Raw genomic sequence first — 12,310 nt, 5'->3', positions numbered from 1 at the left:
GGGATGGACTACATTTTGTCCCCCTGTCCCTGTGCCGCCGAAGGTCTCGCGAGGATGATGACGCCAGACCGCCAGCGTCTGGTGCTGTTTAACTCGCCGTCGCTGGATATCTCAACGCTTCCTGCACTGGCGTCAGCACGCCGGATCGTGGTGTTTCTTCCTGACGATCCCCTTTGGCTGCTCACCACGTTGCAGCAGGCGGCGCTTCTGCTGGAACAGGCCGCCGTCCCCCTACCGATGCTTATCCTCAGCCGCTGTCCTGACCGTTGGTTGTGGCACACGCTGGAGCATCTTGTGACGCGTCGCCGTCTGCTGACAGAAATCCGGGCCGTCGCCTCGGATTTACCGACACGCTGCATTGCCGCGCTATTGCGCGGGCACGGGTTGCAGGATGTCCCTCCTTTGGGCCAATGCGCAGATAACCAGACGTTGATTTATGGCAAGCCGACAATCGGCCTCAGCAAACCAGAGCTCAACGCCATTGTGGATTTGCTGCACGGATACAACATCCCTGAACGGGCGCAACAGCGAGGCATAAGCCAAAAAACCCTTTATAATCAGAGAACTTCAGGACTTAAAAAGATGGCGGAACATTTCCCGCAACTGGCGACACACTTTCCCGGCAACCCAGAAACGCGGCTGAACAGAAGCGGTAGCGATGCGTTATCCGCCTTCGAACGTGAATTCGTCCATGCCATCCGTTGCCGGCAACTCTTTCCGGTGTTTCAACCGATTGTGGATAGCCACCACCGTTTACAAGGGATGGAAATACTCTCACGCTGGCGGCGCGAGGGTACGGTCCTGCAACCCGGCGCATTTTTGCCACAAATACGTGCTGAATACGCCTGGCAGGTGCTGACCGCATTTGTTTTGCAGGAAGCGATACAGAAAATCAACCAGCATCCCGGGGAGTTTTATTTCTCACTTAATATCCCTGCCGCCCTCGCCAGCCATGAATGCCTTCCACGAATGCTGGAAGCGGCGAAACAGCAACTGGTGTCGCCACAGCAAACGGACAGACTGGTGCTGGAATTTGCTGAGACCATCGAGTTCAGTCAAAGGGGAAAAACCGCCGCGAACATCGACAAATTAAAACGGCTCGGCTTTCGGATTATGCTCGATGACTGTTTCTCACAAGGTAGCGTGATGTTTCCGGTCAGGCAGATCCAGTTTAACGAATATAAGCTGGATATGTGTATTATCAATGAGATGCAACGCGATCCACACGCGCTGGCGCTGATAAAAAGCCTGAACTATTACTGTATGCTGACCGGTAGTCGCTGCGTTGCCGAAGGGGTCGACAGTGAAGAGAAATTTACAATATTGAAAGCATTAGGTATCGATCGCTTTCAGGGATATCTCATCTCCCCGCCGGTAGGCGGGAATATGCTTGAACGGTTTGTGGACCGCTACATATCATTCTGATCAAACATGCTTTTTGACGAAATGATGGTCTCAATAAATTTTTTCTTATGGTCATACTTCAGCACATCGTCTATGTACATGATGCCGGTATCAAAAGAGGGAATGTTCTTCGCCAGATTGAGGCGACGCAGACCACGGTGACGCGCTTCGGCTTCCAGATGTATGGAAAGCGCCAGAATGCATTGCGTCTGTTTCGCCAGCGCAATAGCATTCGATACCGAACAGACTTCAAATCTGACCTTTTCTGGCGAAATAGGACAAAGCAAAGGATCGTTAAACTCTTCGTTTTCCGATTCATGCTTAAGAATGACCCACTCACAGTGATTAAGCTGCGCTTCGCTAATCTGCGGCACATACGCAAGCGGATGATCGCTCGCGCAATACAGGACAAACCGGGTCGTGAAGATGGGAAGGTAATTTATTGCCGCAATTCTGTTTTCCGCAGCGGGTATCGCCCCTAACGCAAGATCGCATTCGCCTTTCAGTAAATGCTGTTGCCCCAGTGCTGTATTACTGTTTTTGATCACCATCCGGATTTGCGGATACAGCCTCACATAGTCCTTCATCAGATGAAATAAGACGCCATGACTCCACGCGTGCCCGCACTCGATCACCAGTTGCTGTCTGTGGCTATGCTTTATCGCATCAATACTGAGTAAAGCCTGCTGGTAATTGCGATCCAGCAGGCAGGCATGCTGATACAGGCTTTCGCCATAAACCGTTAAGGAAATCTTTTTCCCCTCACGGAACAACAAAGGGATCCCCAACTCCGACTCGAGTCGTTGCATATTTTGGGTTAGGGTCGGTTGAGAGATAAACAGACTTTCCGCCGCCGAGGTAAAGGTCTTTTTATCCACCAGCACTTTGAACTGAAAAATTAATTTGTGTAAATACATTCGCCTCACCACGGTTTCCGGGATTGATAATGCCTGCCTGATGCGTAGCGATGAAAATAGACGGGAGCCCCGGCAAAATCGGGCTCCCGGATGAGTGAGGCATGCAGACTCAGTATGGTTTATTGAACAGTCCGTATAGTGCCGACTCATAATCACCGCTGTCATACAGCGCTTTCACCGCCTGCTTTGTGATGCTGCGCTGTCCGGAGATCGTTGCCAGATCCTGAAGGAATTTATCCCCTCCGGGGCAGGCCGCTATCTCAAGGAGCAATGCCCGGGTATCCGGATGCATATCAAGGCAGGCAAGAGAGCCTAAATACTGCTGCATCACCCGTTTGCGCATTTCATGTTCCTGTCGCACGAACTCCGCGTCAATACGCGCGTCGTCGACGGGGATCCCCAGACGCCGCCATTCATCTTCCGGAGCCTGCGCCTCACGCATTGCCTGCGACAGTTTGCGGATAAACAGCGCTTCACATTCAGGATCGCAGAGCGGATGCTCCTGCTTCGCATCGTGAGCTAAATCGAACAGCAAATTGCCGTGCGCATAAGAACTGTAAAAACCGGCGGAACCCGGGATTTTCAGCACCGGCGTCTGGTGGGTGAAGACAAAACCAGGATGCAGAGTGGCTTCCTGCAATTCAGCGAGATTAAACATCCTGCGCATGCGCATCGGCATCAGCGTGTACTCGTATAGCGGGGTATTTTCCGGCGACTGGCTCCCTCTCATATAGACATAGCGACCATCGGTGATCGACACATGCGCGCCGAAATAGCCAAAAATAGCCTCTGATTTAATCGGCATTTGTCGCGCTATGACCGGAGACAATGCCTTGCCTGTCATGTTGTGCGTTTTCTCAATGCCAAACGCCTCCAGCAACGTCACCGCCAGATCGTGCATCTGCGCCAGTTGGGTTCGCGACTCGCCAGCTCGTCGACTTCTGGGATCCCAAATAAAGAAGGGGACATGCGCAATCTCGTTATACACCGGCATAACACTTTTCCCCGACCACTTTTTTTCACCAAACATAAAGCCGTGGTCGGTATTCACAATAAGCATTGTGTCCTGCCACAGATGATGTGCGTCGAAAAAGTCCAGCACCTGGCCAAGATATTCATCGCACATCAACATCAGCGCCTGATAATGCTTTTCACCGTTCACCACTTTCTGCGGATTATTGATCCTCTCTGTCGAACTGTATTCCGGCCAGTCGTCAGGGTTATTGACCAGTTCAGGATCGACCATGCGCTTGAAACGATCCGGCACATAAAAGGGCTCATGTGGATCAAAACTCTCTATTTGCAATAACCAGTTATCCTGCTGATAGTTTTCCGCCAGGAAAGCCAGCCCGGCCTGATAACAGCGCGCCTGCGGGAAATCTTTCTCTTCACGCATATAACTGCGGTTAATCTGATCGTGCTCGATCATATTACGGCGCAGCGGTTCGGCGTTTTTCCATGAATCCAGTTCACGGGCGCCATCGAAGCCAATCTTCGCTTTCCAGAGATCCCCCTCCTGTCCGCGCATAAACTCATAACTGCTGTAGCGATTATGGTAGGTCGCCCCGCCATCTTCCCAGTAGTGCTGATGGTCGGTAATTAAATGGCAATAGACGCCGTGCTTTTTAATGATTTCAAAAATAGAGTCATCAAAGGGTTCCAGCGGCCCCCAACTGCGATGCAGGAAATTCAACCGTCCGGTATGCAAATCGCGTCGGGCTGGCATGCAGGGCATTGAGCCAACATAGAAATTATCAAAACGAACGGTTTTCCCCTCCAGTCGTTTAAAATTAGGCAGAGGAAATGCGTCGGCCTGATAAGCCGGGAGCTTATTACGACGCAGGGTATCAAACATCAGCATAACAACTTTCATATTACTCTCCATCCCCGAGCAGTTTCATGCAGATCGCCTGATGATTTTTTTTGTTCAGGGTATAAAAAATCATCGAAAACAGTGACAGGAGTTGCCCGCAAACCGGCGTCAGGACCATCAAAATAAGCAATCCATGTAATGTTCCCGCCGTTTGCGCCTGCGCGCCGGGTAGATAACCAATAAGATCAAGGACGCCGCCCAGCACAAAGGCACCCAGCGCAGAACCAAATTTGTTGGAGAACGTTAATGTGGAGGAGGCAATTCCGGCGGCATTCTTTTTCGTTTTCCAGCGTAATTCATCCGCGCAATCAGTGACCATCATCCAGGTAATCAGCGACCCGCCCTGACAAAACGCCATCACGCAGGCGAGTAATATCAAAGTACAGGTGACATTTTCAGGCGAGAAGGTGAGCCAGAGTATCAGCGAGGGAACCATGGCAATAAAAGATGATCACAAATGCCGTTTTATTTCCATAGCGAGACACTAACCACTTAACCAGCAGATATATTGATGCGCCAAACAGCATATTCAGTAATGCTCCCGTCGCAACCAGCTTTGTATTGTGTAAAACCCACGTATAAAACTGAACGGTCACCCCGGCGGTAATCGCTAAGGACAGCGTGTTCGCCGAAGAGGCCAACGCCAGGCATCCCAGTGAACGACTACGAAAAGCCAGCGACAGCTGTTTGAAAACGGCCACCACAATATTCTGCTGTTCGCCCGACGGGTCGGTCTGTAATCCCTTTTCATCGTGCACAATACGTTGCCAGTTATCCTGTCTGCGGGCGCCGTAAGCGCAAATCCAGAATCCCAGCGTGGTCACGACCCCAAATAAAATGCCGAGGTAGTGATAGCTATGAAAATCAACCACCACATTGCCCGTCGCATCCCGGGTCTGGCTGAATGCAGATAAAATATAAATGCCGCCCGCGCTGACGATAAACTGGGCGATAATCCCGGTAAATTGCTTGAATAACACAATATTACTGCGTTCATTGACCTTGTCTGTAATGTAGGCCGTTAATGAGTGGTACGGGATATTCGACACGGTAGAGACAAGGGAGTAGAGCATATAAACGCAGGCGATATAAACTATTCTGCCCGTCGTGGAGAAATCCGGGGAGGCGAAAACCATCCAGGTTGTAAAACCCAGTACCGGCGCCGATGTGATTATCCAGAAGCGGTATTTACCTAGTCGCGTCCGGGTTCTGTCACCCATCGCGCCCATCACCGGATCGATAAACGCATCAATCCCCCGTGCGGCAAGCGTGATGGCGCCCACCGTGGCCGGATTCACACCATAGACATCAGAAGCATAGGTAATAAAGAAAACCAGCATCGCGTAAAAACTGAGGTTGGAGGCAAATCCTCCCCCCATCGCGTAGCAGAGTTTGTCAGAGACCGTCAGACGTTCCATTTTATTGTCCTTGTATTTTGTATGGCCTCCTTATTGTTAAAAAAGAGAGACTCGGGACGACAATTGTTTGCATCCTGAACCTATAGTAAAAACCTATAATCCCCCGCGCCTGCGCATCGCGTGGGTAAATAATACTCTGTAATTATTCAGTTTTTATTCCGCAGCCGTAACCGGCATTGATTAAACACGCCGCTGGACAATATTCATATTTGTGACCCTGGTTCAATTTCCGCCACCGACAGTACGGGTGGCGCAATGGCCTGACATTGGCCCACACTCTATCTTTACGCTCCTCTGTTCGTGATGTCTGGCATCCGATTGTGCCGCCCGGCTCAACGAACCTTCGGGGCCAACTTGACGGTCATGCCGTGAACCTCAGTCCTGGCGTTTTTATACACAATTTGACATAAGGGCAGGAAATATCGACTGTTGTGGGTTAAGTCCATTTTGTCAGGTAACGAGGCAGGCTATACTCTTTCAAACACTCATCTCAGAGGCAGCAACTGGCGTGAAGGATATGTATTACAACGATGAAGGGATCAATGCGTTAATCCAGAATGAACTGAATGCGTTCATTAAGGACTACAAAAATACGATCTACGCATATGCGATTATGAACAAGAAAGATCCCTCGCAAATGCAGATTATCAATAATAATCCTGAGTGGTTTAACATCTATCTTGAAAGAAAATACCAGTTTATTGACCCTGTTATTATTAGGGCTTTAAGCAGTGTTGAAGATTTTTTCTGGGAGAACAAGGTGCTGCTGGCGAACGGTTATAACCTGACGCGCATTTTCAGTGAAAGTTCTGAACACAATATTTATCAGGGTCAGACGTTTCCCCTGCATGACTATCTGAATAATCTTGTCGTATTGTCCATCATCAGCCAGAAGGATTCGGGGATTGAGATGGAAGCCTGCCGCGCGCATTTCATGCATTTTCTCATTCAGTTACATCAAAAGACCCTTAATCTCTACAGTAAAGTGCATCAGAAAAAGAACGTTTTTTTGTCACCGCGCGAACGACAAATTTTGAAGTGGGTCAGTGCGGGTAAAACCTATGCCGAAGTCTCGGTTATATTGTCAATTGCAGAGCGAACCGTGAAATTTCATATGAGCAATGCAATGAAAAAGCTGGGCGTAAACAACGCCAGGCATGCGGTAAAACTTGGAATGGAGCTCAGATTACTGGATAACTGAACTCCGTGCGGGATTACAGACGCCGAAGTTGTTGAAGTATCTCGCGGAGCCAGTGGCTGGCCTTATCTTTGCTGATGATGCTCTCAATTGCGCTTTCACTTGCCGGCATAAAAATATAGTAGATAGTTTCACCTTTCTCAGAAAGTCCTTTCTGAATCACGTCAATTTTCCAGTTCGCATGCCGGAAAATGGCATACATACCGCGACTGGCAACGGCGAACATGCCCCGATACTGTTTCTTCATGCAATAGACGATCATTGCCAGAAACAGTGCCTTACTGGCGGGCATCCCGCGAAGGTTTCCGGAATCACGTCTCTCTTTATCTAAAAACAGGCGGCTCACTTCACAGCAGGGAATATCCGTAGGGAGCGTAATATTATCGAAGTACTCATGGAATATTTCGCTGATCATCGTCGGTTGCGTGGCATCGATAAATCGGGCGCCGCACAGGATTTCTCCCTCATGCATCCCTAACAGGTAAGTCGTGTTTTCGTTATCAAATTGATCCTTTTCCAGGCCATCAGTACATTCTACTTTCCAGTTGAGCCGCTCACGAAATGTTCGGTTTCTCAGGCGGTAGAGTTCAGTGGCAAAACCTGACGGCAACTCATCGCGATCAAGCAAAAAAAACTCAACAAAAGAGTTCATTTATTCATTCCTGATAATAACATTCCGAAATTATTATCCCCTGTCTTTTAGGACAGCTTTTTTTCAGGTCGGGTCTTCCTTATACTTAAAAAATACCTGACTAATAGCGCTCGCGGCACATACTAGTCAGGCGGTCAAAGACCAACGTAACACCAGGGATAAATCCACCCGAGATTATCTAACATTTAGACTCCCGGGTACAGAATGCAATAAGCACTTAATCAATAAAAAACTATTAAAACACGACAAATATCAAATATTTTACCTTATTATATTGCCCCTTGTATTTTCAAGGGGTAATATTTAAGGTTGAGTTAACTATTAAGCTCAATGCTGTTCCTCGCTCGATCACATCCTTTTACATCACGCGCCATTTTCTCTTTCTGTCCCTCTACCTCCATCCTTATTTCTCTCTTGTAAGAAAATAGTCCTGTTTGCAAAGATTGCGTGAGATCAGCGGAAGTTACGCTTCCGTAAGATGGTCGAATTTTATCCTTCCGATGAATAATCTCGCAGAACGTGCACAACGCGGATGCGGTAAAAAGAGAATATCGACTCCCGGCCTTCCCTTTGCGCTGCCCGGTGTTTCATGTTGCTCTTCCACACCGCGACGGCGTCTTCACTCTCCCACCAGGAAAGCGATAAAATCTTCCCTTCCGTACTCAGGCTTTTGAAACGCTCAATCGAAATGAAGCCCTCAATATTAACAAGTTCGTTCCTGAGTTCAGCGGCAAGCTGTAAATATCGCTCCTGCTGAGTCGGTACTGCATCCGCTTCAAAAATCACCGCTATCATAACAATCTCCTGGGTTAGCATTTCCGCTACTTTAGCGGTAAGTACCGGGCAATACTTCGCTGAAGACCGAATCATGCCTGGTTAGGGATCATGACGGCACATCCGCATTGAGCTTACTGTAGAACCCCTGTTCCAGTTTCGTTTCCAGTATTGACTGGACCTCAATCGCCAGGTTTTTATAGAACTCAGACAGTTCATCATCCTTACAGAGCAGGACAATTTTGCGGCGTTCTTTGCGATTGTTGATCCGGATGATCTTCAGCGAGTCAGTAAAGGCGGGAAGTGTGGTAATAAACAGCGGCGTGGTCAGCGTCCATCCGTAGCCGCAGGAAATTAATTTCAGAATGTCATCAGCATTATCCATTTCAAACTGGATAGACGGAGACAGGTTATTCCATTTCAGCCAGTTGAGCGTCTGGATGCCGGTCGGCGTATTGCGGGTATAGGCGATGTAGTCCCTGTTTTTACACAACTCTTCCAGCCGCGTTTCCGGCCAGGCTTTGGGACAAACGCACAGAAACTCCTCTTCAATCAGCGGGTACATTCTGACATTAGGCGGCATCTCGGTATGCAGCATCGTGATGGCCAGGTTAATGCTGCCCGTATTCAGCGCGGAAAGCAGCCCCGATGCTGTACCGGTAACCTGAAAAATATGTTTCACCTGCGGTTGTAGAAAGGTCAGGATATCCAGGCCGATAGATTTACCGATCGAATCCACAAAGCCGATTTTCAAATGTGAAATATGCCCGTGACTGATCGCGTTGATATGTTCCTGCAGATAAACACCGCTATCGATAATCTTTTTTCCCAGCGGGTACAGCGCCTGCCCGGCTATCGTCATCTGAATGGGTCGCTGTGAACGGTTAATCACTTCAGTCTTTAAGCCATTTTCCAGATTCGCGATCTGCTGAGAAATCGAGGATTGAGTCAGGTTGAGTTTCTTTGCCGCAGCGGTAAATGACCCCGTCTCAATGACTGCTAAAAACGCCTGTAACTGCTTAAAATCGAAGTTAATATCCTTCATTCCCACCTCTACTATTACATTTTTTAATAATGAGTATTTATCTTTTCAATGCTTTTTTTTCTTTGAGCCACTTCAAATTATCTGTACTGCCAGCCAATTAAGGTAGCGATACACCTTAATACAGGAAGAGACATAACGATGCGTGAAGAAAAGGATCTATTAGGAACGTTAATGGTGCCGGAGGAAGCCTACTACGGTATTCAAACGCAACGGGCGGTACTGAATTTTTCAGTTTCGGGGAAAACGGCCGGGGACATTCCGCATTTCCTGTGGTCAATCGCCGCGATAAAACAGGCGGCTGCTCAGGCCAACGCGCAAATTGGCGCGTTGGATCAGCAGAAAGCCGCCGTCATCGTGACGGCGTCGCAGGAGGTGATGAACGGCGATTTTGACGCCCATTTCCCGATTGATATTTTTCAGGGCGGCGGCGGCACCTCGACCAATATGAACATGAATGAAGTGGTGGCTAACCGCGCGAATGAACTGCTCACCGGCGTACGGGGATATGATGCGATTCACCCAAATACGCACGTTAATATGGGACAGTCGACCAACGACGTCATTCCTGCGGCGATGAAAATGACCAGTCGCATGAATATCAAGCATTTGCTGGTGCAACTGGAAAAACTGGAAGCCGTACTGGCGGATAAAAGCCGTGAGTTTGCCGACAAAGTGAAATTAGGCCGCACCTGCTTACAGGATGCGGTGCCAATGACGTTTGGCCAACAGTTTGGCGCCTATCGCACACAGGTCAACCGGCTTAGGGAAAAACTGGCCGAGGTCAACGAGGAGGCGCTGTATTTACCCCTGGGAGCGACGGCGATTGGTACGGGGTTGTCCACCCATGAGGGATATCTTCCGGCGGTGTATCAATGGCTGAAGACCCTCACTGGCGAGCCATATCGCCCGGAAGCGGATTTTTTCGATGGTCTGCAACACGGTGACTTCTATATTGAATTCTCCGCACAGCTCAAGAAAATCGCCGCCTTTCTCTCTAAAATGGCGACCGATTTTCGTATTCAGGGTTCAGGGCCGCGCGCCGGTTTTAATGAAATTATTGTCCCTGCCGTGCAACCGGGTTCGTCCATCATGCCGGGCAAAATTAACCCGGTCATGCCCGAACTGATGAATCAAATTGCGTATCAGGTTATCGGTAATGACGTCACGGTAACCATGGCGGTTGAGGGCGGCGAGCTTGACCTGAACGTGTGGGAACCGGTGTTGCTAAAGGCGCTCTTCGAATCCTGCTCGTTACTGAGCCGGGGGATACCGCTGTTCATCGATAAATGTCTGAAAGATATCGCGATAAATGAAGAAGTGAGTGCTCGCTACGCAGAGGAAAGTACGGCGCTGGCCACCGTCGTGGCAACCCTGTTTGGCTATCAGGTGGGATCGCGAATTGCAAAAACCGCGTATCAACAGCAGTGCAGCGTAAAGCAGGTCGTGCTGGCAGAAAAACTGCTGACACCGGAACAGGCGGATTATCTGCTTGATCCGATGAATATGACCGATCCGCAAAAGAGTACGGCAGCGATTAAACGTTATCAAACAGAAATGAATATGTCGTAATCATCTGTTATCGAGAAATAAGCGTTAACTGCAGGTAATGAATATTCCCTATTCATTACCTCACCCTCTCGTTGCCGATAAATAAAATATAACAAAGAGCAGGTTAATTATATGGTGATATTACATGTCGTTTTATTACTGGGAACCATCATGCTTGCCGCCCGCTGGGGCGGAATTGGCGTCGGGTTTGCCGGCGGGATCGGATTAGCGATTTCGGTATTTATTTTTGGCGTTCCGGCAGGTTCTCCACCTGTCGACGTGATGCTGATTATTCTGTCTACCATTGTGGCGCTCTCAGCCATGCAACAGGCCGGCGGAATGGATTATCTCGTCACCCTGACCGAAAAATTACTGCGCCATAATCCCGGCTATCTTAATATTCTTGCCCCCACCGTAACGTTTATTCTGACGGTACTGTCCGGTACTGGTTATACCGCCATGTCGGTGATGAACGTGATTCAGGAAGTGGCGAAAGACAACGGTATCCGACCCAGCCAGCCGTTAAGCTCTGCGGTTGTGGCTTCGCAACTCGGGATTACCGCCTCCCCGATCTCTGCCGCCACGGCGATTATGTACGGCACCGTTGAGGTGATGGGCGTGAGCTTCGGCGACGCAATGCTGATTATCCTGCCCACCGCGTTATTTGCCATGCTGATCGCGGCGTTCATTGCCAGCAGACAAGGTGCCAAACTGGCCGACGATCCTGTGTGTCAAAAAATCATGCAGGAAAATAAAATTGTGCTGAATAAACAGGCCAGCCGCCCTATTCCCGCCGGAGCAAAATCCTCAGTCGCCATATTCCTGGTGGGAGTGGTCTTCGTGGTCTGTATGCTGCTGTTTAAATCCCTGATTGGGCATACCATTAATTCCCGCGACTTAATCATTATTACGATGTTTGTCGTGTCCACGATCATTATTTTCACCTGCAAGCTGGACATGAAAGAGCTGAAGAACTCACCGATATTTAAATCCGGCGCGGAATCACTGGTGGTGGTATTAGGGATTGTCTGGCTGAGCAGCACGCTGATTGGTGCCCATATCGATGAGATCAAAATGGAAGCCAGCGACATATTACGCGCCTGGCCGTTCTTACTGGCGGCGGTATTTTTCTGTACCAGCGCCATGCTGTTTAGCCAGGGGGCAACCAGCGCATTGCTGATGCCTATCGCCGCCTCCATCGGAATTAGCCCGGAGGCAATATTAGCCAGCTTTGTCGCGGTCAGCGCACTTTATATCACGAATATTTACCCGACAACCGCGTTTGCGATAGCCACTGATGATACGGGTTCATTTCTCAGTTCGCGCTGGAATGGCTCAAAGATCGTTAATCACCCCTTCTTCCTGCCGGGATGTTTATCGATTATCTTCTCGGTACCATTTGGCTTTTTACTGGCACAGATGATTTTGTAATGGCGAAGACAGAACAGACCTGCCGTTGGCGGCTTTCTCTATCCCCCACG

At 49.2% G+C, this 12,310-nt stretch carries 11 protein-coding genes; 4 read left to right on the top strand and 7 right to left on the bottom strand.

Translation table 11 applies throughout. The features are described from left to right. Positions 1–3 precede the first annotated feature (3 nt). Complete coding sequence (locus JTI98_RS08855) at positions 4–1,425, top strand: EAL domain-containing protein (protein WP_044254113.1); 1,422 nt, start codon at positions 4–6, stop codon at positions 1,423–1,425. Here JTI98_RS08855 and JTI98_RS08850 read toward each other — a convergent pair. From JTI98_RS08850 to JTI98_RS08835, 4 genes are all read right to left on the bottom strand, one after another. Beyond that, positions 1,410–2,321: a LysR family transcriptional regulator gene (locus JTI98_RS08850; protein WP_042999425.1), complete on the bottom strand. Its 912-nt coding sequence runs from the start codon at positions 2,319–2,321 to the stop codon at positions 1,410–1,412. The two genes, JTI98_RS08855 and JTI98_RS08850, sit on opposite strands and share 16 nt — an antisense overlap. Before the next feature lie 109 nt (positions 2,322–2,430). Further along, entirely contained in the window at positions 2,431–4,194 is a 1,764-nt protein-coding gene (locus tag JTI98_RS08845; RefSeq protein WP_216082143.1) for a sulfatase, read from the bottom strand. A gap of 1 nt (position 4,195) precedes the next feature. Beyond that, entirely contained in the window at positions 4,196–4,630 is a 435-nt protein-coding gene (locus tag JTI98_RS08840; protein WP_216082142.1) for an MFS transporter, read from the bottom strand. Then, complete coding sequence (locus tag JTI98_RS08835) at positions 4,590–5,612, bottom strand: MFS transporter (RefSeq protein WP_216082141.1); 1,023 nt, start codon at positions 5,610–5,612, stop codon at positions 4,590–4,592. The genes JTI98_RS08840 and JTI98_RS08835 overlap by 41 nt, the downstream gene beginning before the upstream one ends. Positions 5,613–6,129: 517 nt before the next feature. Here JTI98_RS08835 and JTI98_RS08830 point away from each other — a divergent pair. After that, positions 6,130–6,813, top strand: coding sequence for a LuxR family transcriptional regulator (locus JTI98_RS08830; protein ID WP_192926969.1), 684 nt, complete (start codon positions 6,130–6,132; stop codon positions 6,811–6,813). A gap of 13 nt (positions 6,814–6,826) precedes the next feature. On the opposite strand, the gene JTI98_RS08825 is transcribed toward JTI98_RS08830, so the two are convergent. The 3 genes from JTI98_RS08825 to JTI98_RS08815 all read right to left on the bottom strand — a co-directional run bounded on the left by JTI98_RS08825 (position 6,827) and on the right by JTI98_RS08815 (position 9,281). Next, a complete protein-coding gene (locus JTI98_RS08825; protein WP_058587078.1) occupies positions 6,827–7,462 on the bottom strand; it encodes an acyl-homoserine-lactone synthase in 636 nt (211 codons plus the stop codon). Positions 7,463–7,951: 489 nt separating this feature from the next. Further along, positions 7,952–8,257 carry an antibiotic biosynthesis monooxygenase gene (locus JTI98_RS08820; RefSeq protein ID WP_216082140.1) on the bottom strand — a complete coding sequence of 102 codons (306 nt, stop codon included), beginning with the start codon at positions 8,255–8,257 and terminating at the stop codon, positions 7,952–7,954. Positions 8,258–8,345: 88 nt separating this feature from the next. After that, positions 8,346–9,281 carry a LysR family transcriptional regulator gene (locus JTI98_RS08815; RefSeq protein WP_042999418.1) on the bottom strand — a complete coding sequence of 312 codons (936 nt, stop codon included), beginning with the start codon at positions 9,279–9,281 and terminating at the stop codon, positions 8,346–8,348. Positions 9,282–9,419: 138 nt separating this feature from the next. Here JTI98_RS08815 and JTI98_RS08810 point away from each other — a divergent pair, with 138 nt between their 5' ends. Together JTI98_RS08810 and JTI98_RS08805 are read left to right on the top strand one after the other, a co-directional pair. Continuing rightward, positions 9,420–10,850, top strand: a complete 1,431-nt coding sequence (locus tag JTI98_RS08810; RefSeq protein ID WP_216082139.1) for an aspartate ammonia-lyase — start codon at positions 9,420–9,422, stop codon at positions 10,848–10,850. A 111-nt stretch (positions 10,851–10,961) separates the two neighbouring features. Further along, positions 10,962–12,260 carry an anaerobic C4-dicarboxylate transporter gene (locus JTI98_RS08805; protein WP_044254098.1) on the top strand — a complete coding sequence of 433 codons (1,299 nt, stop codon included), beginning with the start codon at positions 10,962–10,964 and terminating at the stop codon, positions 12,258–12,260. Positions 12,261–12,310 lie beyond the last annotated feature (50 nt).

This window comes from Citrobacter sp. MGH 55 (assembly GCF_016906145.1).
GTDB lineage: Bacteria > Pseudomonadota > Gammaproteobacteria > Enterobacterales > Enterobacteriaceae > Citrobacter_A > Citrobacter_A amalonaticus.
This window is presented reverse-complemented; position numbering and strand designations above follow the sequence as displayed.

Coding starts and splice junctions, on each gene's coding strand:
- JTI98_RS08825 (WP_058587078.1), bottom strand. CDS start 7,462: ATGAACTCTTTTGTTGAGTTTTTTTTGCTTGATCGCGATGAGTTGCCG.
- JTI98_RS08830 (WP_192926969.1), top strand. CDS start 6,130: ATGTATTACAACGATGAAGGGATCAATGCGTTAATCCAGAATGAACTG.
- JTI98_RS08850 (WP_042999425.1), bottom strand. CDS start 2,321: ATGTATTTACACAAATTAATTTTTCAGTTCAAAGTGCTGGTGGATAAA.
- JTI98_RS08815 (WP_042999418.1), bottom strand. CDS start 9,281: ATGAAGGATATTAACTTCGATTTTAAGCAGTTACAGGCGTTTTTAGCA.
- JTI98_RS08810 (WP_216082139.1), top strand. CDS start 9,420: ATGCGTGAAGAAAAGGATCTATTAGGAACGTTAATGGTGCCGGAGGAA.
- JTI98_RS08840 (WP_216082142.1), bottom strand. CDS start 4,630: ATGGTTCCCTCGCTGATACTCTGGCTCACCTTCTCGCCTGAAAATGTC.
- JTI98_RS08845 (WP_216082143.1), bottom strand. CDS start 4,194: ATGAAAGTTGTTATGCTGATGTTTGATACCCTGCGTCGTAATAAGCTC.
- JTI98_RS08835 (WP_216082141.1), bottom strand. CDS start 5,612: ATGGAACGTCTGACGGTCTCTGACAAACTCTGCTACGCGATGGGGGGA.
- JTI98_RS08805 (WP_044254098.1), top strand. CDS start 10,962: ATGGTGATATTACATGTCGTTTTATTACTGGGAACCATCATGCTTGCC.
- JTI98_RS08855 (WP_044254113.1), top strand. CDS start 4: ATGGACTACATTTTGTCCCCCTGTCCCTGTGCCGCCGAAGGTCTCGCG.
- JTI98_RS08820 (WP_216082140.1), bottom strand. CDS start 8,257: ATGATAGCGGTGATTTTTGAAGCGGATGCAGTACCGACTCAGCAGGAG.